The sequence below is a fragment of the Sphingobium bisphenolivorans genome, from assembly GCF_000412635.1.
Taxonomy (GTDB): domain Bacteria; phylum Pseudomonadota; class Alphaproteobacteria; order Sphingomonadales; family Sphingomonadaceae; genus Sphingobium; species Sphingobium bisphenolivorans.
Genome location: NZ_ASTG01000003.1, coordinates 1 through 24,925 on the forward strand (window position 1 = coordinate 1; position 24,925 = coordinate 24,925).

The 24,925-nt window shown below is 60.1% G+C and carries 23 protein-coding genes and 2 pseudogenes; 16 read left to right on the forward strand and 9 right to left on the reverse strand.

Features of this window, described 5'->3' with window-relative positions; genetic code table 11:
• A partial coding sequence (locus L858_RS21555) for a Rieske 2Fe-2S domain-containing protein (protein ID WP_022681530.1) occupies nucleotides 1-464 on the reverse strand: 464 nt, incomplete at its 3' end.
• Between the two features lie 173 nt (nucleotides 465-637).
• Between L858_RS21555 and L858_RS0102285 the strand changes: the two genes are divergently transcribed.
• Nucleotides 638-1,585: a LysR family transcriptional regulator gene (locus L858_RS0102285; protein WP_022681531.1), complete on the forward strand. Its 948-nt coding sequence runs from the start codon at nucleotides 638-640 to the stop codon at nucleotides 1,583-1,585.
• A gap of 2 nt (nucleotides 1,586-1,587) precedes the next feature.
• Here L858_RS0102285 and L858_RS0102290 read toward each other — a convergent pair whose 3' ends face one another.
• Nucleotides 1,588-2,505, reverse strand: a complete 918-nt coding sequence (locus L858_RS0102290) for a LysR family transcriptional regulator (protein WP_081643270.1) — start codon at nucleotides 2,503-2,505, stop codon at nucleotides 1,588-1,590.
• 320 nt (nucleotides 2,506-2,825) lie between these two features.
• Here L858_RS0102290 and L858_RS0102295 point away from each other — a divergent pair, with 320 nt between their 5' ends.
• The 7 genes from L858_RS0102295 (at nucleotide 2,826) to L858_RS0102325 (ending at nucleotide 10,843) form a co-directional block, all read left to right on the forward strand.
• Nucleotides 2,826-3,896 (forward strand): aromatic ring-hydroxylating oxygenase subunit alpha, encoded by a 1,071-nt coding sequence (locus L858_RS0102295; protein WP_022681533.1) that lies wholly within the window; start codon nucleotides 2,826-2,828, stop codon nucleotides 3,894-3,896.
• 66 nt (nucleotides 3,897-3,962) lie between these two features.
• Nucleotides 3,963-6,341, forward strand: a complete 2,379-nt coding sequence (locus tag L858_RS0102300; RefSeq protein WP_022681534.1) for a TonB-dependent receptor — start codon at nucleotides 3,963-3,965, stop codon at nucleotides 6,339-6,341.
• 69 nt (nucleotides 6,342-6,410) lie between these two features.
• Nucleotides 6,411-7,649: an amidohydrolase family protein gene (locus tag L858_RS0102305; RefSeq protein WP_028055707.1), complete on the forward strand. Its 1,239-nt coding sequence runs from the start codon at nucleotides 6,411-6,413 to the stop codon at nucleotides 7,647-7,649.
• Nucleotides 7,650-7,710: 61 nt separating this feature from the next.
• Nucleotides 7,711-8,139: a GlcG/HbpS family heme-binding protein gene (locus L858_RS0102310; protein ID WP_028055708.1), complete on the forward strand. Its 429-nt coding sequence runs from the start codon at nucleotides 7,711-7,713 to the stop codon at nucleotides 8,137-8,139.
• Entirely contained in the window at nucleotides 8,136-9,026 is an 891-nt protein-coding gene (locus L858_RS0102315) for a VOC family protein (protein ID WP_022681537.1), read from the forward strand. Before L858_RS0102310 ends, L858_RS0102315 begins: the two co-directional genes overlap by 4 nt.
• Before the next feature lie 91 nt (nucleotides 9,027-9,117).
• On the forward strand, nucleotides 9,118-9,951 hold the full coding sequence (locus L858_RS0102320) for a fumarylacetoacetate hydrolase family protein (RefSeq protein ID WP_037504260.1): 834 nt from the start codon (nucleotides 9,118-9,120) through the stop codon (nucleotides 9,949-9,951).
• Complete coding sequence (locus L858_RS0102325; RefSeq protein ID WP_238564901.1) at nucleotides 9,908-10,843, forward strand: alpha/beta hydrolase; 936 nt, start codon at nucleotides 9,908-9,910, stop codon at nucleotides 10,841-10,843. Before L858_RS0102320 ends, L858_RS0102325 begins: the two co-directional genes overlap by 44 nt.
• A gap of 17 nt (nucleotides 10,844-10,860) precedes the next feature.
• Here L858_RS0102325 and L858_RS0102330 read toward each other — a convergent pair whose 3' ends face one another.
• Nucleotides 10,861-11,619 carry a TetR/AcrR family transcriptional regulator gene (locus L858_RS0102330; RefSeq protein ID WP_193742834.1) on the reverse strand — a complete coding sequence of 253 codons (759 nt, stop codon included), beginning with the start codon at nucleotides 11,617-11,619 and terminating at the stop codon, nucleotides 10,861-10,863.
• Between the two features lie 69 nt (nucleotides 11,620-11,688).
• Here L858_RS0102330 and L858_RS20890 point away from each other — a divergent pair, with 69 nt between their 5' ends.
• The 6 genes and pseudogenes from L858_RS20890 (at nucleotide 11,689) to L858_RS0102365 (ending at nucleotide 16,033) form a co-directional block, all read left to right on the forward strand.
• Entirely contained in the window at nucleotides 11,689-12,771 is a 1,083-nt protein-coding gene (locus tag L858_RS20890; protein ID WP_022681541.1) for an aromatic ring-hydroxylating oxygenase subunit alpha, read from the forward strand.
• Nucleotides 12,772-13,039: 268 nt separating this feature from the next.
• A pseudogene (locus L858_RS22130) lies at nucleotides 13,040-13,311 on the forward strand (zinc-binding dehydrogenase); the annotation flags it as partial.
• Between the two features lie 28 nt (nucleotides 13,312-13,339).
• Entirely contained in the window at nucleotides 13,340-13,741 is a 402-nt protein-coding gene (locus L858_RS0102345) for a VOC family protein (protein ID WP_022681543.1), read from the forward strand.
• 479 nt (nucleotides 13,742-14,220) lie between these two features.
• Nucleotides 14,221-14,739, forward strand: coding sequence for a TauD/TfdA dioxygenase family protein (locus L858_RS19385; RefSeq protein WP_022681544.1), 519 nt, complete (start codon nucleotides 14,221-14,223; stop codon nucleotides 14,737-14,739).
• A gap of 278 nt (nucleotides 14,740-15,017) precedes the next feature.
• The gene (locus L858_RS0102360; protein WP_022681546.1) at nucleotides 15,018-15,530 is read left to right on the forward strand and encodes a DUF6644 family protein; all 513 of its coding nucleotides are present in this window, start codon (nucleotides 15,018-15,020) and stop codon (nucleotides 15,528-15,530) included.
• 26 nt (nucleotides 15,531-15,556) lie between these two features.
• Nucleotides 15,557-16,033: a DUF6644 family protein gene (locus tag L858_RS0102365; protein ID WP_022681547.1), complete on the forward strand. Its 477-nt coding sequence runs from the start codon at nucleotides 15,557-15,559 to the stop codon at nucleotides 16,031-16,033.
• Between the two features lie 54 nt (nucleotides 16,034-16,087).
• Here the strand turns inward: L858_RS0102365 and L858_RS0102370 are convergent, their stop codons facing one another.
• From L858_RS0102370 to L858_RS22520, 5 genes and pseudogenes are all read right to left on the reverse strand, one after another.
• Nucleotides 16,088-16,432, reverse strand: a complete 345-nt coding sequence (locus L858_RS0102370; RefSeq protein ID WP_022681548.1) for a hypothetical protein — start codon at nucleotides 16,430-16,432, stop codon at nucleotides 16,088-16,090.
• A 159-nt stretch (nucleotides 16,433-16,591) separates the two neighbouring features.
• Nucleotides 16,592-17,005 (reverse strand): DUF6152 family protein, encoded by a 414-nt coding sequence (locus tag L858_RS0102380; RefSeq protein ID WP_028055711.1) that lies wholly within the window; start codon nucleotides 17,003-17,005, stop codon nucleotides 16,592-16,594.
• 20 nt (nucleotides 17,006-17,025) lie between these two features.
• Entirely contained in the window at nucleotides 17,026-17,874 is an 849-nt protein-coding gene (locus L858_RS0102385) for a hypothetical protein (protein ID WP_022681549.1), read from the reverse strand.
• A gap of 529 nt (nucleotides 17,875-18,403) precedes the next feature.
• Nucleotides 18,404-19,078, reverse strand: coding sequence for an ABC transporter ATP-binding protein (locus L858_RS22515; RefSeq protein WP_420801822.1), 675 nt, complete (start codon nucleotides 19,076-19,078; stop codon nucleotides 18,404-18,406).
• A 294-nt stretch (nucleotides 19,079-19,372) separates the two neighbouring features.
• A pseudogene (locus L858_RS22520) lies at nucleotides 19,373-20,139 on the reverse strand (ABC transporter transmembrane domain-containing protein); the annotation flags it as partial.
• Nucleotides 20,140-20,810: 671 nt separating this feature from the next.
• On the opposite strand from L858_RS22520, the gene L858_RS0102405 reads away from it, so the two are divergent.
• Nucleotides 20,811-22,211 carry an RNB domain-containing ribonuclease gene (locus L858_RS0102405; RefSeq protein ID WP_022681552.1) on the forward strand — a complete coding sequence of 467 codons (1,401 nt, stop codon included), beginning with the start codon at nucleotides 20,811-20,813 and terminating at the stop codon, nucleotides 22,209-22,211.
• A 182-nt stretch (nucleotides 22,212-22,393) separates the two neighbouring features.
• Entirely contained in the window at nucleotides 22,394-23,845 is a 1,452-nt protein-coding gene (locus tag L858_RS0102410; RefSeq protein ID WP_022681553.1) for an MATE family efflux transporter, read from the forward strand.
• A 180-nt stretch (nucleotides 23,846-24,025) separates the two neighbouring features.
• On the opposite strand, the gene L858_RS0102415 is transcribed toward L858_RS0102410, so the two are convergent.
• Complete coding sequence (locus L858_RS0102415) at nucleotides 24,026-24,922, reverse strand: helix-turn-helix domain-containing protein (protein WP_028055712.1); 897 nt, start codon at nucleotides 24,920-24,922, stop codon at nucleotides 24,026-24,028.
• Nucleotides 24,923-24,925 lie beyond the last annotated feature (3 nt).

Here is a 24,925-nt window from a genome sequence, read left to right on the forward strand (position 1 = left end):
CGCATCCTGTCAGTCGCCGCGCAGCCGACTGTGAACTGCCAGTCCGGATCGGACGCATGGACAAGCTCGCCTGAAGGCAGCAGTGCCTCGTCGGCGAGTGCCGGATCGCCGAGCCATACCCAAATCCAGTTCCAATATTCATGAGTCGGATAGGCGATCGTCTTCTGCGCATCCAGGACGCGTTGTTGCGACGGCACATGAACGCAGCGGCCCGAGGCATCGAAGGTGAAGCCGTGATATCCACAGACGATGTTCCCGTTTTCAATCCATCCCTTTGATAGCGGGAAGCGGCGATGTGGGCAGCGGTCATCAAGCGTCGCGACATCGCCATTCGAGTCGCGGAACAGAACGAGTGGCGTGTCGAGCAGCGTGCGTGCAAGAATATTGTCGGTAACCTCCGTGCTCCAAGCAGCTATGTACCACTGATTGCGGGGGTACTCGCGCTCTCGAAACAGCGGATACATGATCTCCTCCCTGGCTTCCGATCGCGGTTCTGTGCCGCCGGATCAAAATCTGATGCGATATTCGCCGAGAGCGGCTGACTAAGTCTAGTTCTAAGTCTTTCTAACGTTATTCCCATAGATTATCAGCAACGATGCGGCCGTGGTCACATGGGTGAGGGGGATAGATAAGGAGAATGACCATCAAGACACATTCCACGCAAAGGATCGATCCTCGACACCTGCGCGCTGTGCACGCGATTGTTGAACATGGCAGCTTCAACCGCGCAGCCAGCGCGCTAGGCCTTTCCCAGCCCGCCTTGTCGAAAAGCGTAGTCCTGCTGGAACATGCGCTCGGCGTAAGGCTGTTCGATCGAGACAGACGAGGCGCTCGCTTGACCGATGCCGGGCGCATCATCGCGCGGTGTGCGCAGAATAGCGACGAGATCTTGAGGCAAGCTTGTGATGAAATCTCTGGGATGGCGGATGGATTAACTGGACCGCTGCGGATTGGCGCCACGCCCAGCCTTCTTCTTGGACTGCTACCTCAAGCCATCGCTAGCCTGTCAGCCAAACACGCATCTGTCCGGATATCCCTTATCGAGGGGTATGATGCGTCGTTGCAATCTGCGCTCCACAGCGGGGAAATTGAAATGCTGGTGGGGCAGGTAGAGTCGCTCGTGCCGATCAGCCGCGACTTCGTTGAACGGCGGCTTTTGCTCGATGACTTCCTGGTTGCGCTGCCACATGGCCACGCCCTCTATGGACAGGAAAAAGTCTGCCTCCAAGAAATCGCGGAGGATGCCTGGGTTCTACCGACCGTCGGCAGCAGTTTCTTCGATCGCCTCCAATCCTTGTTCAGTGCCAGCGGGACGCCCTGGCCGCGAAATTTTATCGCAACCAACTCCGTGAACTTGCAAGAACGGTTTGTGGAGCAAACAGGGCGAACCTGCATCGTGACGGCAACACAGTTACTCGGCCGCAATCCCGCTTTTCATCTCGCAAGACTTGATGGCGCGCCACCACGAGCAATCGGCGCCCGGTACCGCCGCAATCTGGTCCTATCACCGATGGCGTCCGACTTTCTCGAGTGCCTTGCCGATGCAGCGCGCCTACTACGTAAGCACTCGCCTCTGATGGCTTAATCCTAGGCAGATCGATGGAGGGAGAGGTCCAGAGCCGCTTGACGCAAATGCATCAAAAATTCCTCAGTCAGGGACGATTCAACGCTCCGCATGCGCCTTTTCACGCCAATCGAGCGAGGCGGCACGTCCGCCAGCGGTACGGCAACGATCGACCTCTCTTTAGTGAGCAACTGCGCCTTGGTGGCGATACCGACATAGCCGGTACGGGCTATCAGGCGGTCGTGCATCTGCAGAGAGTCGGTGACCAGCGGGTTGCGGGGCCAAGGGAGACCGGCCACGAGGAACATTGCCTCTACCGCCCTGAAAAAGGTGCTGCCCGGACTCGGCAGCAGCCAGGTTTCATCCACTAGATCGAGGAGGCGAAGCGAGGGAGAAGTGGCAAGCGGGTGATCGGGCGCCAGCGTAGCGTAGTAAGGATCCAGTGCCACCTCTATCTCGATGAACTCGGGATCGACAGGATGAAGCCCATTCACTGGTCCGACGAGCAAATCGATCTTGCCGTGCCCAAGGGCTGACGTCAGTTCGTCGTCTAGCCCCTCTACAATGCGGGCGCTGATGTTTGGATGGGCTTCGAAGAGCCGGGCTAGTGCCTCGGGCACCAACCCCAGCATCAAACTTGGCGTCGCACCAATCACCAGCGGGCCTTCTCGATGTTCGCTCGTCTCCTTTATTTCCTCCTTCATCCGAGAGAGAGACTGTTCCATGTTTGTGGCCCAGCGCGCCACCACTTGGCCGACAGGGGTTAGGGTAGACCCTCTGGCGGCACGATCGAATATTTTGGCGCCGATGCTCCGTTCCAGCAGGGCAATGCTTTTCGACAGTGCTGGCTGAGACATGCCCATTGCTTCCGCTGCACGATTAAATGATCCCTCCTGCACGATCGCGAGAACGAGTGTGAGATGTCGGGGATCAACTTTCATATCTGTCTGCACCTGCGAAGCTGGGACGGCTCATTGAAAACAGCTATAACCATCAGCTATACACTGCAACAATCTTAGAACTAGACGGCGATGACCGTCTAAGCCAATTTGGCCTGAGCAGCGGGGGCATGAAAGAACTAACCTGGCAGATCGTGCCAAGGCGCTTCACTGGAGGTTCGGTGTCGAGGTAGAGCATAGGTCGGCAGAATGCCTTGGCATAACTGTCAGGAGCATCCTCGGCCATGCACCTCAGCTGGCTAAACTTAGCCAGAGCTTGGCTCCACTCTGTTTCGCGTGAGCCGAGGCAGCAATGCGTAGTCATGGAAGGGATGCATTTGTCGGTCGAAGCCCACAGCAAGATAGAAAGCGCAGCATCAGGTGTTGGCCCATTTCTGCGTAACAGCTGGTATGTGGCTGGCTACTCGCAGGAGTTGGATATGCAGCCTCTCCTCGCTCGCACGATCCTTTCCAGGCCGGTCGTTTTTTATCGCGATGCCGGAGGCAATGTTGCGGGCATTGCCGATCGGTGTCCTCATCGATTTGTACCGCTGAGCAAGGGAAAGATCGTGGATGGGCAGGTCCGCTGCGGCTATCATGGGCTCGGCTTTGATCGGACCGGCAAATGTGTCCACAATCCCCACGGTCCTACGGGCGCACTGTCGGTTGCGGCGTACCCGGTGCAGGAGAAGCTAAACTTGCTGTGGGTTTGGATGGGCGATGCAGCGCTTGCCGATCCGGCTCTCATTCCAGAGTTTGCTAACCTCGACGAAGGGCATCACCACGTCAGGCGCGGGTATCTGCATGGACGCGCCCATTATGAATTGATGACGGACAATATTCTTGACCTGTCCCACATCGAGTTTCTTCATCCCGGATTGGGAACGGACGCCGTCGGCAGGGCGCGGGTCGATACGACGCAGGATGGCACAATTGTCAGGACCAGCCGCGCGATGAAGGACGAGGTGCTCCCGCCGGGCCTGGCTTACGTATATAAGTCGGGCGATCAGCGGGTGAACCGCACGATGTCAGTCGACTGGTATCCCGCTTCAAACATGGTGCTTCAGGTTCAGGTAGAGCCTGTTGATACGTCGACGTCATGGCGGACAAGCACGCAAACCCTGCATCTTTTTACGCCCGAGGCTGAAGGGAGCACCCACTATTTCTATGTGGGCAGCCTGCCGCGGGCGACCGCAGACGAAGAAACGGCCGACCGCTTCCTCGCGGCGCTCAGCAACGCTTTCGTCACCGAAGACAAACCGATGATCGATGCACAGGCGCAGATGGTGGGAAACCACGACATAATGTCGCTGAAACCCGCCCTTTTGCCGACGGACAAGGCCGCTGTGCTTGCTCGCCGCACGCTTGCAAAGCTTATTGCGGACGAAGTTTGAGGGGCTGGATCAGTCCTGCAGGCAGCCAACTAAAATAAAAAGACAAACGAAAGGGGAGAGGGTGAGATGGTGAAACTGGCACTGACATCGTCCGTAGGGATAGTGGCGCTGAGCTTAGGGGGGACTGTATCTGCTCAGGAGACACCGTCAGCCCCACTGGCAGGGGAAACGCAGTCTGGCACTGCGACGGCAGCAAGCGAAGCACCGGGACTGAGCGACATCATCGTGACGGCGCAACGGCGAAGCGAAAATCTCCAGCGTGCAGCTATTGCGGTTTCTGCTGTTTCGGGCGACGCGCTGCGGAACGCGGGTGTTACTAAGCCAACCGAGCTTACCACTGTCGTACCGGCACTGCAGGTGGGCGCTTCAGCCGGCCCATACAGCTTATTTTACCTGCGAGGCGTTGGGAATTTCAGTTCCAATGCACTCTCCGATCCGGCGGTAGCATTCAATTTCGCTGGCGTTTACATTGGCCGTCCATCAGGCACGACTGGCTTCTTCTACGATGTCGATCGCATTGAGGTGCTGAAAGGCCCGCAGGGGACCCTCTATGGGCGAAATGCTACCGGAGGCGCCATTAACGTCATTCCAGCCGCCCCAAAGCTAGGAGACATGGGCGGAGAGGCGGCGGCTGAATACGGCAATTATGATGCGCTGCGTCTAGACGGCTCGATCAATATTCCGCTTGGTGATCAGGCCGCTCTTCGAGCAGCTGCGACCTATGTCCGACATGACGGTTATATGAACGATGGAACAGACGACCAGAAGGATTTAGGCGGCCGCCTCTCGTTCCTTGCTGAACCCACTGACAACTTCAAGGTTTCCATCGTTGCCGATATTTTCCGCCAGCGCGGTATCGGTGCGGGATCAACGCCCTTGGCCTTAGATCCCGATGATCGGATCGGCCTTCTGTCTCCACAAGGGCAGGCATTCTTTGCAGGGCAGCCCAACATTCTCTTGGGCCGCCCATTCGCCGCCCCCAACCTTGCCCCATTTATGCGCAACAATAGCTGGGGCCTTAGTTCCACGGTCGAATGGCAAACCGATATCGGCACGTTGACGGTGGTCCCTGCATACAGGGAAAATAGTCTCAACTACGTCTCCTTCGTGCCAGGCTTCGCTATTACCCAGAGAGAGAAGGACCGTCAGGGAAGCGTCGAAGCACGCTTTGCGACGGATGATACGCGTCCGATCCGCGCCCTCATCGGCGGCTACTATTATGATGAGACCAACGACGTTCCCTTTGCCCAGTACAATTCGCAGGCGCAAATATCGAACCAGAGGTTTCGTCAGGACACCAATAGCCTCGCTGCCTTTGGCCGCTTGACCTATGCGCCCATACACGAAGTGCGGCTGACGGTCGGTGGGCGCTATACATCGGAAAAGAAGACTTTCGACGGTGTAAACGCGAGCGTGAATCGAATTTGCGTTATACCGACGCAATTTTTCCCCACTTACGTTGCTGGCTGCCCCACAGCGCAACCAATTCCTTATGAAACCATCGAATTACCTCCGCCAAATTTCTTTCCGGGTGCGGACGGCACAATCGCAATTCCCAGCTTAATCGACAATACCGGTGTCAATGCAAAGCGTAACCGTTTCAACAAGTTCACCTACAGACTGGGCGCGGACTGGGATATCACCAGCCGAAACTTGCTATATGCGAGCTACGAAACCGGATTTAAGTCGGGAGGAAATTTTTTCTCGGGTGACACGGGCACATTCCGACCCGAAACGATTGAGGCCTGGACGATCGGCAGCAAAAACCGCTTCCTCGACAATCGCGTGCAGTTGAACCTTGAAGCCTTCTACTGGCGTTACAAGGACCAACAGATCAGCCATCTCGGGCTGGACTCGCAGGGCACCATCATTTTCCCTACCGAGAATGTGGGCCGCGCGACATTCAAGGGGATGGAAGCTGAGCTTCAGTTCCTTCTGACCCCCAATACGCTGTTTACGGCGGACGCACAGTATCTGGATGCGAAGTATGATAACTTCGTCTATAACACGCCGAACAGCAATGGCGGGTTTGACAATGGCACCGGGTGCCCCAGCCTCGCAGTCTCTGCCACCGTTTACACCGTGGACTGCTCTGGCCGCAGGCCGCCAAATGCCCCCAAGTGGACGCTCAACCTTGGTTTGCAGCAGATCATCCCGCTGCCTGGCGACAACAAGATAGTCGCGAATGTTCGCGGACATTATCAGTCCGAGACGCTGACAGGTCTGGAGTTCACTTCAATTGAATATCAGGATGCTTATTGGCTTACCGACGCATCTCTAACCTTCGCTGCGTCAGGCGATCGCTTCTTCGTCGCTGGCTTCATCAATAACATATTCGATGAAGCGGTGGTCAGTTCGACGTTTCCTACCACCTTTTCCTTCTTCACGGTTGGACAGCTCCGTCCACCGCGGACTTACGGTATCCGCGCTGGCATCCGGTTTTAAGCGGATGGCGTAGCGCTTTCAAGGCGTTAGGCGATATGAAATGCCATTGTACTTCATGAGGACATGACCATGCGAAGACTAATTCATAACGTTTCGATCTTCGATGGGTCGGGATCTGCTCGGTTCGAGGGTGCCGTCCTCATTGATGGGGAACGGATCGCGCGCGTCGTGCCCTCAGTAAGCGACTTGGAAGGCGACGAAGTCGATGAAAGGATTGACGGCCATGGCGGCACGTTGATGCCGGGCATGGTCGAGGCTCATGCGCACCTCACATGGGCCTCCTCCATTGAAAAAATCTATCATCAATTTGTTCTGCCGCAGGAAGAACTTAAAGAGGCGGCATGGCGGAACGCGCGCATCTTGCTCGATCAGGGCTTCACCAGTGCCTATTCCGCCGGTGCACTGGCTCCTGGCATCGAACCCGAACTGGCACGTGCCATCGAGGCGGGTGAGACGCCAGGCCCGCGTTTCATTCCTTCCACCATCGAGCGCAGTCCCCAGGGCGAAGCAGGTGTGGAAACCGGCGATATCTTCAACGGCCGCGGTTCCGAAGCGATTCGGAGATTCGTTGCCCACTGCCAGGATGAGGGCGTGAAGTCGCTGAAACTCGTCATTTCCGGTGAAGACGCGCTTAAGCCTGGATCCTCCAAGGACATTCTCTACACCGATGAGGAGATGACGGCCGCGGGCGAAGCGGCCAAGGAGGCCGGCTTGTGGATCGCTGCCCACGCTTACAGTCCGCGCGCTATCGCACTCGCCATCGAAGCAGGGGTCCGTATTCTTTATCACTGTTCTTATGCAGATGACGCCGCGCTGGACATGATGATCGCGAAGAAAGATGAACTCTTCTACGCACCGGGACCGGGGGTGTGCGTGGCCGCGCTCGAAGCCAATCCCCCTCCTCACGTCGATCTGAGCGCCGCGAAGGACTCAGCCGGCAACCGTCTGCGGCACGAGGCAGAGATCGTGCCGAAGCTGAAGCAGCGCGGCATGCGGATTTTGATAGGCGGCGATTACGGTTTTCCGTTCAACCCTAACGGAACGAACGCACGCGATCTGCAGCATTTTGTGGATCATTACGGCTTCACCCCATCGGAGGCCCTACAGGGAGCCACCATGTTCGGCGGGCAGCTAATGGGCAGGGGCGACGAACTGGGTCTGGTAAAGCAAGGTTATATTGCCGACCTGCTGATCGTCGATGGGGACCCGACGCGGGATGTCGCCATTCTTCAGGATGCCAACCGTTTTCGCATGATCATGAAGGGCGGCGCCACCCACAAGCTGATGGCTGATCATGCAGACGCCTGAATAGGAATTTCTGATGGCGGTCTGTTGCTTTGAGTATGATCGCCATCGCAATGGAGACTATATGACGCTTTCTCTCTCTACCGCTCAGAGCATCGTCGCCGGTGCGCTGGAGGCTGCCCGGACGAAACAGGCAAAGCCGCTGGCGGTCGCCGTGGTCGATGCGGGCGGGCATCTCATCGCATTTGCCCGCGAGGACGGCGCCACCATTTTTCGTCACCATATCGCTCTGGCGAAAGCGAGAGGCGTTGTAGGCATGGGCGATGACACGCGCGTTCTGGCGGATCGCGCCAAAAGCAACCCCCTGTTCTTTCAAAGCCTGTCCGGGGCGGTGGATGGGAACATTGCCTTTTCTCCGGGTGGAGTTGCGGTACGCGACGCAGGAGGCTCCTTGCTGGGGGCTGTCGGCATCAGCGGCGATACCGGCGATGTGGACGAGGAGTGCGCGCTGGCGGGGCTGACGCGCGAAGGGTTGCAAGGAGAGGGCCGGTGAAACTCCGCAGCATCGAACTGGCGCTGTCCGATCCTTCTGCAGCGGCGGCATTCATGGTCGAGATCTGGGGCATGGCGCTTGCGGAGGAACGGGGTGGAACATTCTACCTGCGCGGATCGGGCAGCTATCCTTATCTGATCGCGTTTGACAAATCGGATCATGAATTCGTCCGCAGCACGACCTTCGTCTGCGAGGAAGCGGAGCTCGCGGAGGTCAAGCGGAGGGTTTCTGCGGCCGGATGGCCTGCACGGCCGGAGGTGTCGGACGACATAGGCGGCGGTGAGGGAATTTTGGTCGAACTGCCAGAGGGCGAATTGCTCCGTTTTCTGGTTGGCTCTGGCGAAGTGAGGACAATCGAGGGTGATGATCTTCCAGTCAGGCTGACCCATGTCGTTTTCAATTCAGTCGATGCAGAGGCCACGGGACTGGCGGTCGAACAGGTGCTGGGCTTTCATGTGTCCGACCGCACCAAGGGAATGGTGTTCGTGCGTTGCAACGACTCACATCACAGCATCGCCTTCGCTCGCGCTGGCATCGCATCGCTCAACCACATCGCATTCGAGATGAGCTGCATTGATTCCGTTATGCGGGGGATCGGCCGGCTGCGGGACCATGGTCTGGCGCCGTCCTGGGGGCCAGGGCGGCACGGGCCGGGCGCAAACGTCTTCGCCTATTTCATCGCGCCTTTCGGACCGGTGTTTGAATTTTCCACAGCCGTGGAAAAGGTTAGCGAAAATTATAAGGTGGGAACGCCGGAGGACTGGACCTGGCCTGAAAACCGGATCGACCAGTGGGGGATGTCAGACAAGGATTTGGTCGGGCTACGCGCTGCGGAGGAGCGCTTCCGTTTTGTCCGTACGTGGGATGTCCAACCGATTGATAATTGACCGACGAACATTTGGAGCGTTCATGTTCGGCCGATTGCTTGTGCGGGGCCGAGCGCTTGCGGGCGAAAAACCTTATCGTGGAGTGTTTCGAGTGAAGGAATATATCAGCTTCCGCCGTCCTGACGGCACCCCCAGCTTTGGGCGCATCGAGGGTGATACCGTCCATGATCTTGGCGGCCAAGGTGCTGCGGCCTATATGAGGGATGCTCTCGAGCAGGGATTGGGCGGGCTATCGCAAACCGCTGTCTTCCCTCGATCTAACATTGTCCTGTTGCCAGTGATCCCCAATCCCGGCAAGATATTGTGCGTCGGGCTCAACTACGCCACGCACGTCAAAGAGACAGGGCGGGAGCAAAAAGAGCATCCGGCGATCTTTACCCGCTGGGCCGACACGCTGATCGCGGCAGGCGACCCGCTGGTCAGGCCGCGGGAAAGCGTTCGCTTCGATTATGAAGGCGAACTTGCGGTGATCATCCGCAAGGGTGGGCGGCGCATCTCGCGCGAACAGGCCTTCGACCATATTGCGGGCTATTCCATTTTCAATGACGCCTCGGCGCGGGATTGGCAGCGGCACAACATCCAGTTCACTCCTGGCAAGAACTTTCCAGGCACCGGATCGCTCGGTCCCTCACTTATTCCCGCTGGTGAAATCGCGGACATTGGAAGTCAGCGGGTGCAAACACGATTGAATGGTGAGCTGGTTCAGGATCAGCCAGTTTCGGACATGATCTGGAACATAGCCATCATCGTCGAATATTGTTCGACGTTCACCGAACTGCGTCCGGGAGACGTTATCGCGACCGGAACGCCGGGCGGCGTAGGCGACAAGCGGACCCCACCGCTATACATGAAGTCGGGAGATGTCGTGGAGGTATCGGTCGGTGCCATCGGTACCCTCTTCAACCCGGTCGTCGACGAGCGCTGAGCAGGGAGATATCGAAGCCATGCAGTCCAGCTCCGTACGCCAAACGATCGTGGGCATCGGACGGGAGATCGGGCCGTCAGCGATCGAAGCCGTCCTGTCGCTGTTCGACCAGGAACAGCATGAGCTGGCGGAGGCGGTGCCGGTCACTGCGGCTGACCTGGCCTATGGGCCTCATGAGCGGCATCGCCTGGATATCTACGCTCCTGCAACGCGCGATGCGGCCGTTCCCGTGTTGATCTGGGTTCATGGAGGTGGCTTCATGCGAGGTGACAAAGGCGGCAACGGGCGCTGGACCGACGCCAATGCCGGACGCATGGCTGCCGCGGCCGGTTTCCTCGGCGTCGTAATCACATACCGCTTGGCGCCGGACTTTGGATGGCCGGCAGGAGCTGAAGATGTGGCCGCGGTTGTCGATTGGGTGAGGAAGCATGCCTCGACCTGGGGAGGAGATCCGAAGCGGATCGTCGTGGCCGGGACTTCCGCAGGAGCGGTCCACGTAGCGGGATATCTGAAGCTGCGTCCTCATCATGCTGATGAGGTACGCGCCGCGATCATGCTGTCCGGGCTGTATGGTTTCACGCCTCTCTCGGACGTTCGTGACCAGAGCTATTATGGCGAGGATGCAAGCCTTCATCCGGCACGCATTCCGGCCGAAGCCGTGCTATCGACCGATCTCCCGCTGTTTCTGGCCGCCGCGGAGTTCGATCCGCCCCGATTTCAGGCTGAATTCGCGAGCTTACTGCACCATCGGTTAGACCGGCACGGGATATTGCCGCGAAGCTACATTGCTTCGGGCCACAATCATTATTCCCTTCCTTACCACTTGGGAACGTCAGACACCCGGCTGCAGGACGAAATTATAGCCTTTGTAACTGACGTTTGCGGGAAATGAGGGACTTCATGGATCATCTATTTGGAGGATCGGCCAGTCTCACGTTCTACGCGGTGGACGATCGGTTTCATGATGTAGTTGATATGCTGATCGCGCGCGGGATGATTGGTCATTTCAATACCTGCGATGCGACGGGTCACGCCCAAATTGCCGAAGGTTACCAGAGCGGCTCCCACGAAAGTGAAGTAGGCAACCTCCGGCGCTGCACCGAACAATAGGCCTTCAACGTGCAGGCGGTCGAAAACCGGCTTGAGGAGCAGCCATATTGGTTTGCCGAATGTATCCACAAGCCAATCGTGGCGCGGTGAATTGATCGAGAACTCCTGAAGCATCAGGCGGACCAGATGGGGATTGTCGGCGCAGAACTCGAGAAACTCGGGCAGTACAGCCCAAGCCGTGTCGGCGGCGCTAAGACCGTTGCTCCGCTCAAGCGCCTCAGCAAGCCTGGCCTCGGTCCCGGAAGCAAAGGTGATCACGACATCGCGCCACAACAATTCTTTAGTCTTGTAGTAATAGATGAGGTGGCCTTGTTCGATTCCGGCTGCAGCGGCAATCTTGCGAGTGCTGGCCCCTTCATAGCCGTAAAGGCCGAAGATCTCAATCGCCGCGTCCAGGATAGCCCGCCGGTTGTCGTCACCGTCATATCGCCGAGGGCGCACGACGCGCTGGGGCGCTTCACTTCCGCCAAGGCTTCCGCCTGGTTCTGGTCGTCTTCTTGCCATGGCCGCAAATTGACCAACTGAGAACTGAAAGCAAGTTTGTTTGTCGATTGACAAAGAGGTTATGGCATGGAAGGATATTGGCAGTGAAGATGCGTCGTGCCAGGCGTGCAAAGGAGAGAGCAAATGCATCCGTTGAAGGTGGATCAACCCTATCCGTATGAGCAATGGTGGGTGGCTGCCTATTCGAGCGAAGTGGGGCGAGAGCTGCTCGGCCGCACGATCCTTGGCGACCGTGTCATCCTCTACCGTACGGAAGCCGGCGAAGCTGTCGCATTGTCAGGTATCTGCCCCCATCGCTCCTATCCGCTCGCCAAAGGCAAGCTGGTTGGCGACGCCGTCCAGTGTGGGTATCACGGGTTCACCTTCGACAGCGGGGGCAACTGTGTTTTTGTTCCCAACCAAACAGGCGTGCCATCCAATTCCAGTCTGCGGCAATATCCTGTCGTGGAACGCGGCGGTCTGCTGTGGATTTGGACCGGGGAGGTCGGCAATGCGGCCCCCGACCTTGTGCCGCCGGTTGAGCGCTTGGGTCTCAGCCCGGATTGGAAGTCTGATTACTCACCGCCCATAACGACGGTCGGCCGCTATACGTTGCTCATCGATAATCTTCTCGATCTGGGCCATGCAAGCTTCATCCATGCTGATACCATTCCTGGGGGCGAAGCGGTCGCGATGATTCCGGTCACCGTGATCGAAAATGAGGAAAGTCTCAATGTAGAGCGGATCGGTCGCAATCTGCCCATTAATCCATTCATCAAACTTCAATTTCCTGATAATGATGGGCCAGTCGATCAACATTTTGATGCGGAATATTACGCGCCCAGCATCATTCGTACGGGCGGGACGACTTTTCGCTCAGGGCTGACCGAGCCACTCGGCACCCAAAATTTCATTCACTGCATCACGCCCGAGACGCCAACCAGCACTCATTATTTTGTTATCACGACACGAAATTTCGGGCACGACAATGATGTGCTCAGCCAGGTAAATGTCGATATGGGCAGCAGAATTCAGCCGCAGGACGAGGAGGCTATGGCGGCAGTGGAAGAAGTTTTGCAATCGGCGACCGGGCCCATTCGCGAAGTCTCCGCGCGGGTCGATACCGGAGCGCTGAAGGTCAGACATAGGCTTGAAAGCCAGATCAGGGCGGAATGCAAAGCGAAAGATGTACCTGTCGCGGATGTTGCCGTGGGTTTAGACGGCTGAACTGTCTAGTCGGAGATCGCAGCTTAGACATAGTGATGAAGTCGTTTGAATTTCAAGCTCTCGTTTGGTTGCCCTTGGGTGACTGACCGCGCCACGCGCATCGCACTAACTGGCTATTCGGGGGCGGTGTTGCAAGGGGTAACGCCATGCAGATGCTCAAGGCTTTCAGTTTAGCCGACATCTTGTGAGAATTGGTGAGGACAGGACATGTACTCGTTCGAGATGATCAGGCCTTCGTTGAAGTCGGTCAGCAGATGTTGACGCCACCAACGAGGGCAAGGCGGAATGGGGCACACGCTTCGGCGTGACCCATTTCGACAACCCAATAGCAAGAACACGGCGGAAATCGTCGCCGATCTGGTCGCGCTGACCGATGGCGGCCCCGACTATACGTTCGTGCCCAAGATCGTCGATTGGTACATGAACGGCAAGATCGAGATCGACCCGATGATCACGCATGTCCTCACCCTGGAGGAGATCAACAAGGGCTTCGACCTCATGTATGCGGGGACAAACATCCGTTCCGTGGTGGTTTTCTAAAACGGTCTAACACAGCAGGAGAAAGGCAATGGCAGTGATTTCCGGCGACGGAGTGTTTTCGCACGTCTTCATCGGCGCCGCGGATGTCGAGATATCGGCGACCTTCTATGACGCGGTTCTCGGCGCCCTCGGCGTCAAGAATCTGGGGCCGTTCGGCAATGGCTGGATCCTCTATGGCAAGGATAAGCCCGCCTTCATCATCGCCAGACCCGGCAATGGCGAGGCGCCGAGCAGCAATGGCGTGACCATCGGCTTTGCCGCCGCGACGACGGCAGAAGTGGATGCCTTCCACGCGGCGGGCCTCGCCAATGGCGGCTCGGATGAGGGTGCCGCTGGCGCCCGCAGCCATCTGCCCGGCGCCTATGCCGCCTATCTGCGCGATCCGGCGGGTAACAAAATCTGTTCCTACACCTTCAGCGACGGGAACTGATCGATCGCCCGGTGCAGGCGCAGGATGCCGTCATGTTGACTTGGCACCCGGGCTGCGCCGGCGTTGAGATACAACCCCTGGCTGAAGTTGCCGCCGCACAGGAGCCACACCCGCCTGCCGGTGCGGCTGTGCGCCTCCAGCACGGTGACATCGACGCCGCCCGGTTAGGCGATGATCTGGTCCGCCGGAACGGCAGTTTGTACGTTCCAGCGGTCCTGCATCTAGCAGGAGGTTCGATCGGTCGGGTAATCGAATTTGCGTCCTAGATTGAAAAGTGTGACGCATATCTTCAGCGCCGGTTAGCAAAATGTCCGGTGGTCGCCAGTCGGCCGCAGTTTTAAATCGCATTTCATGACTCGTGCACGCGGGAAGCAAGGACTGATAAGGACTCAAGAAATACTCATGAGATTTGGCGACAGGGACGTCCTAATCCATGGTCCATGGCTCTGTTGAGAGTCCGGCATATCAGGAGTATCAACATGTCCACCGCAACCGCCATCCAGCATGCCGATTTGAGCGCAATCGATCGGCGTCCGTTGCAACCCACCATCGGCGCGGAGATCCATGGCGTCGATATCGGCAAACCGCTCACTTCGACGCAGCGCAACGCGATCCGCGCCGCAAAGCTGAAATATAAGGTCGTGTTCTTTGGCGACCAGCAACTCGACAGTGAGAGCCACGCCGCCTTCGCGCGCGAATTTGGCCTCCTCTATACCTATCCCAGCGCCACTCATGATCCGAAGGTCACGCCGATCTACAACATCGCCGCGGGCGACAATGCCAGCGTTGAAAAGCGCCGCGCCGCAGCGATCAAGGCGGGCGACGTCGGCTTTATGCGCCAACGACGAGGCGATCGCCTCCAAGCGCCCGCTGCTCGCCGATTAGTGTCGCCCGTCTCGCCCGCGCGCGCGTCTGGTCGCAGCGCCATCCCGATGATTATGCGCGGGTGCTGGCGAAGGAAACCGGCATCCCGTTCGACGTGGCGCGTTTCACCGTAGCGTCCTACCTGGGAAGCGCCGTTCCGATCGACGCCCAACTCGTGCGCGAGCAGACCAAGATTTTCGAGCGCTATCATCTAGCGGGCATTATCCCTGCGATACCCGATGCCGATGGTGGCACGACGGTTCCTTCAACCCGGACATCATACAATATGTAAATAGAAACCGATGATTTACGGCAATGGACTGCGATCAATATTGATCAATCTGCAATCAAGTGGTGCCGGTAGATGATCGGCGTATTTCCCTCTTTGAAGCAGCCGAGATGGGGCAATGGAATGATTACGACCGCGCTTCTTCACTTTTCCCAATGGCTGGGCGCCAGCCGGCTGTCTTCCGCCGTGGCGGAGCATTTCTGGGTCGTGCCGGCGCTCCAGACGATCCATATTCTGAGCGTCGCCGTGGTGCTGCTGGGCGTTTTGCTCATCAACCTGCGCGTCGTCGGGCTGGTCGAACGCGGGCAGGGGGTCGAAGCGGTGCTCGACCGTTTTCTGCGCCCGGTTGGAATCGCCATTCTGGTCCTGGCGATCAGCGGATTGCTGCTGATCGCGGGAGAACCCTCGCGCGCCATTTTTCGTACGATCTTCTGGATCAAGCTATCCCTGATCGTTGTCGCCGGCCTGCTGACCTGGTCGCATCGCCAGTCGCTGACGGTGGGCTGCGTGGACGGTGCGGCAATCTCGTCCCTGCGCAAGGGCATTGCGGTGCTGGCGCTGCTGCTGTGGCTGGCCGTGGTCGTCGCCGGGCGCTGGATTGCCTATGTCGATGCCTGGCCGGGCGCGCCGGCCTGAACCCCTCCTAGCGATGGAATGCCCCCATGAGCCTTGAGAATTTTGCGATCTGGCTGTCGGAAAGCCCGCTGTCCATCGCGCTGACCGACTTCGAGATCGCCTTTCCCGCGATCGAGTCCCTGCATGTCATCGCATTGACGCTGGTTGTGGGATCGATCGCGCTGGTGGATTTGCATCTGCTCGGCCTTGCGTGGCGTCGGCGCGATGCGAGCGATCTGATGCGGTCGATCCTGCCGATCACCTGGCTCGCCTTCGCCTTTGCGCTTCTGACGGGGCTGTTGCTGTTCGCCGCCAATCCGATCAGCTACAGCGCGAACTTCTACTTTCTTGCCAAGCTCAGCCTGCTGGTACTGGCGGGCGTGAACATGCTGGCCTTCCACCTGTTCAGCCATCGCCACCTTGCGACACCGGGCGCGTTGGCGCCCAAGCTGTCGGGCGCAGCTTCGCTCACCCTGTGGCTGACGATCGTGACCTTCGGCCGTTGGATCGGCTTCACGCTGTAGCGATGGTCCTGGTGTCCTCCCCATGTTGCAATGGGGAGGATTGCGGAGGGCTGGTCAGGGCGCCTTCTTTATGCCGATCGTCTGGCCCTCCCAAAGGTCGATCGAGTAGCCGTGAAAGCTGGGGTCGGGATCTTCGGGCATCGGCCGGCCTTCGGTCCAGATGCGCCGCAAGCGGTTGCCGTCCGACTCGTCGAGAATGGTACCGCGCCCGGGCGTGAACAGCATCTCCAGCGCATTATGCGTGATCAGGATGAAGGTGGGTGTGCCGTGACGCTGGCAGTCGATCAGCAGCCCCTTGGGGCTGCAGGCCTTTTCCTCCGCCGTCCAATGATCGACCTGCTGTTGGATGGCAGGTTTCGATGGCACCGGATTGCCGGCGATCTGCGCATTCTGATCCACGATCGGGCGACCAGCTTCCGCTCCAGTCGGGCAGGGCGGCAATCGCCTGTCAGTCTGCAGCGGTCGGAGCTGGATCGATCGGATACGCGACCGGCTGGGCCATGGCGGGCGCCGCAAGCAGCAGCGTCAGGGCAAAGGGCAGACTGCGCGTGATGCCCCTCATTTCGGCGGCTGCGCGCCCGGGATGGCGCCGACGGTCAATGTCTTGCCTGTGGCGACGATCGTCACCTTCTTGAATTGACCCGCGCGTCGGCCGTCGCGGATCGGGTTGATGTCCACGATGACCTTGTCCCCCGCTTTCAGCGACGCGCGGGACCATCCCATCTTGCTAAGATTGCCGGGGCTGGTCGGCAGTTCCAACGACCACAGGCCAGGCGCATATTTGCCCACCTGCGCGGCCTGAACCCACAATATCGCGTGCGGTGCCGTCCACTGCAGCGTCTTCACCGTGGCTTCGAACGACATGGGTTTCGCTGGATCGAACATCGCGAAACTGTGATGGGCGGACAGCGGCAGGGCAGGGATGGCCAGCAACAGGGTCGAAGCGATGAGGCGGGAAGATAGACCGAGCATGGAGTCCTGTTCCGGTAAGGTTAGGGGTTTGGCGCTTGCGCCTGGTCCGGCGGCACGGGCGCGCCGCCAGCATCCTTGGGGATGGCCGTGAAGACCGCATTGCCTTTCACGTCCACATCATCGAGATAATCCCCCTGCCGACAGGAGGATTCCACCAGATCAAATTTCTGTTCCCGATGGCGGGTGAAGGTACGGCTTGCGTGCCACGGACCCGTCAGCACCCGGGGCGCGTGCACGATCAGATCGACCTGCAGCCTGTCCGGCCCGGTCAGATAGATCCGTTCCTCGACACGCATATCGCCATTGTTGGGCAGGCCCACGCCCTGTCCCATCGGGATGAACACCTGCGGCAGGAAGCCGACTGTATCCACGATTAACACGCCTTTTTCCCATCTACCGATCGAATGACCGCTGAAGGTCGGGTCGGGATCGGCGGGGTGCTGCCGCCCGTCGGTCCAGATGCGCCGCAGACGGTTGCCGTCAAATTCGCCGAGCACCGTGACCCGCCCCGGCGTTACCAGAAACTCCACGGAATTGAGCGTCTGGGTCACCGAGCTCGGCAAGCCTTCTGGCAGGCAGTTCACGTAGATATTGTGCGGATTGCCGTCGTCTTCCTGCTTTTGCAGTGCGGCGATCTGCGCCGCCTGCTCTGGCTTCCAGGGCGGCGCCGTCTTGCTGCCGGGTGGAAAGCGGTCGAGCGGGCCGGGCGACCAGACACCCGAGAGGTCGGGAAGGTTGGCAAGCGCTGCCCAATCCTGAACGGAAGGCGCCTTGTTCACCTGCTCTCCCGGCTCCGCCGCTGCGGCGGGGAAGGTCCAGCCAAGGGCGCAACCGGTGAGCAGCGGCACTAGGATCGGCGAGATTTTCATAAAGATTTGCGTTTCGCGTTTTCTGGAGAAGGTTGATCAGCCTACGACCTTGCTTTTGAAGCGGCTGACGGCTTCCAATATTGTCGGCGCTTCGGTGCGGAGCAGAAGCCGAGCTTGATATGGCGTTGCCGTGACATGGTCGTTCTCGCAAATGAAGATGCTGAACGGTAAAGCCGTGGTCGAACTCCGACCAACGCGCATCGGTCGCCGCCTTATGAGATGATCAAATAGGCGGGCCTGTGGCGCAACTGTTGCAGCCGTTGCAACGGTCATCGGAAATATGCGCGATCATTCCGCTGCCTCCGCATAAGCCCGGCTTTGCGGCCGCGTCCAGACTTCATCAGCCCGCCGGTGAGCAGGCGCGCGCCTGTCGGGCCGCAGGTCGGGCGCGTGGACCCGGACATGGATGCCGCCAGCTCAGGCAACGCCGCCTTCACGCACACGCGACGGGCGATGGGTCACCTGCCATCACGCTTTTTGAAGCGATCGATACAGCGGCCGAAGCTCGTCTGATCTTCGCCGTGCGAGCCTATGACCCAGTCGCCGAAATCAGCGGCGACAGCTTCGGCCACGCCGTGCTCGCCGCCTTTTCATAACTGTCATGCAGCGCCGCGTAATGGCCGCCCTTGGCAATGAGTGCGGCATGCGACCCCGTCTCGATCACCTGTCCATTTTCGATAACCGCTATCCTGTGCGCCGACCGGATTGTTTCCAGTCGATGCGCGATGACCAAGGCTGTTCGCCCTTCGCATAGCACGCGAAGGGCCTGCTGGATCCTGCGCTCGGTACTCACATCGATCGCCGACGTCGCCTCGTCCAGGACCAGTACGGATGGATCGGCCAGATAGGCGCGTACCAGGCACACAAGCTGCCGCTGCCCTTGGCTCAACTGGCTGCCGAGCGGCCCCACCTGCGTCGCATAGCTATGCGGCAAGGCGTTGAGCACGTCATGCGCGCCGATACGCTTTGATGCCGCGATCAGATCTTCGTCGGCCGCATCCGGCTTGGCGAGCCGCAGATTGTCCAGTACCGTGCCGCTGAACAGCACATTGTCCTGCAACACCGCCCCTATGTGGCTGCGCAGGCTCCTTTCTGCGAAGCTGCTGATATCATGACCGTCCAGAAGGACCGCGCCCGCATCGACATCATAGAAGCGGGTGAGCAACTGCACGAGCGCACTCTTGCCATGCCCCGTGGGTCCCACGATCGCGAGCAACTCGCCCGGCTCGATCGTCAGATTGAGGTCGCGGATGACGGGTCGGCCGGGATGATAGCCAAAGCCTACGTCCCGAAACTCGATATGCCCCTGGACGGCGGGCGGGGCCAGGGCGGCGGGACCGTCGGTAATTTCCGGTTCGGTATCCAGTAGCAGGAAGATGCGCTGAGCGCAGGCCGTTCCGTTGGCAAACCGCTCGAACAGGTCGCTGAATTCCTGTAACGGGGCGAGGAACAGGAAGACGTAGAACAGGCTTTGCGTCAGCTCGCCCAGCGTCAGGGTCCCCAAAGCCAGTCCGCGCCCGCCGACGATGAGCGTCATCGCCAGACCGGCGGTCGTCAGCAGGCCGGCAAAGGGGGCAAACCAGCCAGACCGTACAGACCCGAAGATCAGCGATGAATTGAAGTCCTCAAGCAGCCGCTGATATTTGGCCAGATTTTCCCGATCGCGCCCGGATTGCTTGATCAGGCGGACGGCCGCTACTGTTTCGACCAGATGGGCGGTGAAGCGGCTGCGATTTTCCGCAACCTTCGCCCAACTGCGCTGGGCTACGCGCTTGAACAGGACCGTGGCGAGGATCAGCACCGGCACCACCGCGGCGAGCCCCGCCAGAAGCGCTGGCGCGATCAGCCATAGAAGGAGGCCGGAAAGGCAAAGGCGCAGCACGGCCGAGAGAAATTCGGGGGGGCCTGGATCAGCAGCGGCTCCAGCGTGTCGACATCGCGATCAGCGCGAGCGATGATGCGGCCTGCCTTGGTGCGGTCGAAATAGCCGACGCCAAGGCGCTGGACATGGGCGAAGACGCGGGTGCGCAGGTCGTTGAGAACCGGATGGCCGCGGTGCCCGCGCAATATTGCGAGAGGCCGCCGAGCACAAAGCGCAAGCCCCACGTCGCTGCGAGACCAACGCAAGCCCAGAGGATGAGGCGCGCGTCGATCGCCGCCTGTCGCAGCCCCCGATCGATGACCAGCCCTAACAGCAGCGGCCGCGTGAAGATGGCGAGCACCTGCACCAGTTCTATCCCGATCACCGCCGCGATCGGCTGCCATACCGGCGCTATCAGCGGCAGAAGGCGGGAAGTGATGCCTTGGTTGAGGGACCTCTTCGAAAATTTCTCTTCGAGTTCGATGTCGGAAAGGGCGCTGTCGCCGCGGAACGCATTCATGAACTACAGCCCCATCAGAGCGCGATAGGATGCGCTGTTCTTCGCCAGATGCTCAGGCGTCCCCTGCGCCACGATCCGGCCTTCGCCGAGCACGGCAACGCGATCGGCGATCAGGGCGGTGGACAGGGGCTTCGCCGGCGAGAGCGGTGGGTATCTGTCCCGATGTCAGCAAGGCAAAGGCGCTGGCGCCAAATAAGCGGCGGGCTTGGGACGAATGAACAGGTTTGGACAAGGAGGTTCCCCCAATTCCAAAAAACACGTCCGCGGTGCGCGGATCGAACGGGGAATCTGTCGCAAATGCTGTGCCATTTTAGTAAGATGATGATTTTCAAAGAGTTACGTTTCGTCCCCGTTTAGCGCTGGTTGAATCTGCACAGTTGGAGAAACCACCGTCGCTATGACAGCAACAGCTGCGATGAGGCAGGCCGCTGAACGGTATGAGGGCGCTACCCTGCCGTCGCCGACGGCTTGGCGCCGACAGCCGCCAGCAGCGTGCCGCCTGCCCCGCGGAACCGATATGGACAAGCATCTTCGCGGCTGTTCTAAGGGAAGTTGATGAAAACCATTGTCGACCTCGGCAACGCACTGGGCGATGGCCTGGCCGCCATCCGATCTGAATTTCAGATACCCTCAGTCTTTCCTGCCGCAGTGTTGGAGGCCGCAGGGGAGGCTGCGCGGCGCGCGCCGACCGAACATGTTGATCGAACGCAACTTCCCTTTGTCACGCTCGATCCGGCGTCGTCCACCGATCTGGATCAGGCATTCTGGATCGAATCCAGCGGAAATGATCTGCTGCTCCACTATGCGATTGCGGATGTGAGCTGGTTCGTCGACGACGGGAGTCCTATCGACATAGAGGCGTGGCGGCGGGGGGAGACGCTCTATCTTCCCGACCAGAAGGCCAGTCTCTATCCGCCCATCCTCAGCGAACGGGCGGCAAGTCTGCTTCCCGATGGACCTCGGCCGGCGATCGTCCTGTCCGTCCGCGTCGGGACGGACGGCAACGCCCGCCTCGATGGAGCGGAACGCGCTGTCGTACGATCTCGGGCCAAACTCGCCTATGACAGCGTGAAGGCAGCTGATCTGCCGCAGGAGTTTGGCGAGTTCGCCCGCCGCCTACAGGCTGCCGAGGCTTTGCGCGGGGCGGCCCGCGTCGACCCGCCCGAGCAGGAGGTTATCCACTCCCCGCATGGCGGGTTCATGCTGGCGTATCGGCCTCGTTTGGAGTCGGAGGCGGATAATGCCAGCCTGTCGCTGGCAGCCAATCTGGCTGTCGCCAATGCCTTGCAAGCCCATCACACTGGCATTTTTCGCGTTATGGCCGAGCCTGATTCCGAGGCCGTCGAACGCCTGCGCCTGACGGCTCGCGCCTTGGGCGTCCCTTGGCCGGAAAATGTGCCGCTCAAGGAGCTTGAGCAAAGCCTGAAACCGGGCAATCCGGGGGAGGTATCGCTGATGATGGCGATCCGGCGTGCAGGGTCGGGTGCTTCTTACGCGCCTTACCGCAGCGGCGTGACGCCGTGGCATGCGGCAATGGCGGCCACCTATGCGCACGCGACAGCGCCGCTCCGCCGCCTGGCGGACCGCTATGTGTTGCGGGCGGTCCTGGCCATATGCAATGCGCGGCCGGTTCCGGCCGTGGTAGAGGAAGCATTTGAAAAGCTGCCCCAAGTGATGGCGCGCGCCGACATGTCGGCCAGCAAGATCGACCGCGCCGTCGTTGACCTGGCCGAGACGATCCTCCTGAGTGGGCACGAAGGGGAGGCTTTTGACGCGGTGATTACGGACGTCGACGAGCGTGGCGCGAAGGTCCAGCTATGCCATCAACCTGTCGTGGCACGCTTGGCCACAAAAGGCCTGCTGCCCGGAGACTCAATCTCCGTCCGGTTGATGGAGGCGGACAAGGCCCGGCGAACGATCGCCTTCGAACTGGCTCAAGGCACACCCGCGGTTTGATTTCCGTCTTCCTGTGGGAGCGGGACATCGGCTGATGGAATGTCGAATTTCATGACCGAGTGTTTGTATGGCGGCAAGGATGAAACGCCGCTGGAACGACTTGCCTGAACGGCGCATTGTAGGCGGCGTCCAGCAAGCGGACGGGGCGAACTGGATAGTCATGAGCAAGGGAGGGGAGAGTTATGGAGGCACAGGGCCGCGGCGGAAAGGATCTGACGCGAGGGCCGATCGGCTCAACCCTGTTGCTGTTCGCCGCCCCTACTTTGGCGTCCAATATCCTCCAGTCGCTCAACGGGTCGATCAACGCCATCTGGGTCGGGCGTTTTCTAGGTGCGCAGGCACTGGCGGCGACGGCCAATGCCAATATCACCATGTTTCTGATGTTCTCCGTCGTGTTCGGCTTCGGCATGGCATCGACGGTGATGATCGCGCAGGCGGTGGGACGCGACGACCTTGACGGCGCGCGCCGTGCCTTCGGATCGGCGGTGGGGTTCTGCACCTTTTTGGGGATCGTGGTGGCGATGGCGGGCTGGATCGGCGCGCCCGCACTGTTGCGGCTGCTGGCGACTCCGGCCGAGGCGTTCGCCATGGCTCTCACCTATCTGCGGGTGATCTTCATCGCCATGCCTGCGACTCTGCTCAGCGTCATGATGATGATGGGCCTGCGCGGCACTGGCGACGCCCGCACGCCGCTGATCTTCATGTTCGTGAGCGTCGGCGTCGACCTCATCCTCAACCCAGTGCTGATACTGGGATTTGGCCCAATCCCAGCGCTGGGCATCGGCGGATCGGCGGCCGGGACGGCGGCGGCGGGCCTCATCAGCCTGATCGGGCTGATCCTCTATATCTATGCCAAGGATCTGCCGCTGCGCCTGCGCGGCCGGGAGTTCGCCTATCTGCGTCCGGCGCCCGAGCAGATGCGCGTGCTGCTGGGCAAGGGGCTGCCGATGGGCTTGCAGATGATCGTCATGTCGGGGTCTGGCCTGATGATGATCGGCCTCGTCAACCGGGAGGGGTTTCTGCTCACCGCCGCTTACGGCGCCGCGCAGCAGATATGGACCTATCTCCAGATGCCCGCCATGGCGATGGGCGCGGCGGTCAGCGCCATGGCCGCGCAGAATGTCGGTGCGGGCCGGTGGGACAGGATCAGCCGGATCACCGGTTATGGCCTAAGCTATCTACTGCTGATCACCGGGGCGATGGTCGCGGTGATCCTGCTTTTTCACGCTCCTTTGCTATCGCTCTTCCTCGGCAGCAACGCCGCCGCGATGGAGGCGGCCTGGAACATGCAGTTGCTCGCCAGTTGGAGCTTCATGCTGTTCGGCTGCACCATGATCCTGTTCGGGGTGATGCGCGCCAACGGCGTCGTGGTGAAGCCGTTGCTGATCCTCATCTTCACCCTCTTCGCTGTCCGGCTCGGCTTCTATCATCTCGGCTATCCGCGCCTTGGGGAAAATGCGCTGTGGCTCAGTTTGCCGGCAGGGTCGGGCATGGCGCTGCTGTTGGCGGGGGTGGTCTATCTCCAGGGCGGCTGGCGCAAGGCGAAGCTGCTCATCCCGGTGCATGAGGAGGAATGCCGTGAAAGCGTCCATGCCGAGAGCGAGCCGGCCGGACGGATCGCCCCCGCAGGCTGAGGCTTCATCGATCGCGCTGACAGGAGCGGCTCCCCGCCGCCGACGCTGGCGAACAGGACGTCGATCTGGCCATGCTGCTGCAGAACCGCATCATAGCGCCGGTCGGTACCGACAGCTGCGCCATGTCGCCGCGTATGCCGGTGATGAACACCGGTGAGGGTTGGCAGCCGACCTTCGGTATCAGGTGCCAGCATCGTCACTGCGCTCCGTGCGCCAGGCACGCGGAGACTTGCCGGCGTGACGGGCGAAGAAGCGCGAGAAATAGGCTGGATCGTCGAAGCCGAGGGCAAAGGCTATTTCGCTGACGCTCATGTTGGAATAGAGCAGCAGGCGCCGCGCTTCCAGCAGCGCCCGCTCGTCCAATATGGCGGCGGGCGAGCGCGCGGCGATGCGGGCGCAGGCTTGGCGCAGCGCGCTTTCGCTGACGCCCAGCGCGCGGGCGTACATCGCGACAGGCTCCCGCTCGCGAAAACGCTGCTCGACCCGCTCGCGCAGCCGAGCGACAAGGGCAGCGTGGCGCCGGCCACCGACTGGCTGCGTGTCGCTGAGGGTCGAGCGGCGCAGCGCCTGGACCATGATGGAGAGCAGCAGCGCCTCAACCATCGCGCGTTGTCCCGCGTGCGACCAGCCCAGTTCCTGCGCCAGCTGCTCCATGCGCCGCTCGATCGGGGCGCCATCCTCCGGCGGCAGCGGCACCGCGCGCGCCGACCGGAACAGCCGGGCGAGGTCGGGGTCGCGTTCAAGCAGGTGATGAAGATAGTTCTCCGCCATGGTCGCCACCCACCCGCGGGATTCACTGGCCCAGCTAAAGCCGTGCACGACCGTGGCGGGAATCAGCAGCAGGCAGGGCGCCCTGAAATGCGCCGTCTGTCCTTCGGCCCGCATTGACCCGCCGCCCTGCGCGATCAGGATGATATGGTTAAGGTCGCGATGAATATGCGGCTGGATCGTCCATTCGCTGGGGCGCGAGCGATCATCCAGGCTCTCGACATGAACGAAGCCCTCCGCAACCGAGCGTTGCGGCTCTCCATAGAGGTAGAAATTGGGAACGGCGTTGGTGGGGGCGATGGATGACATGGA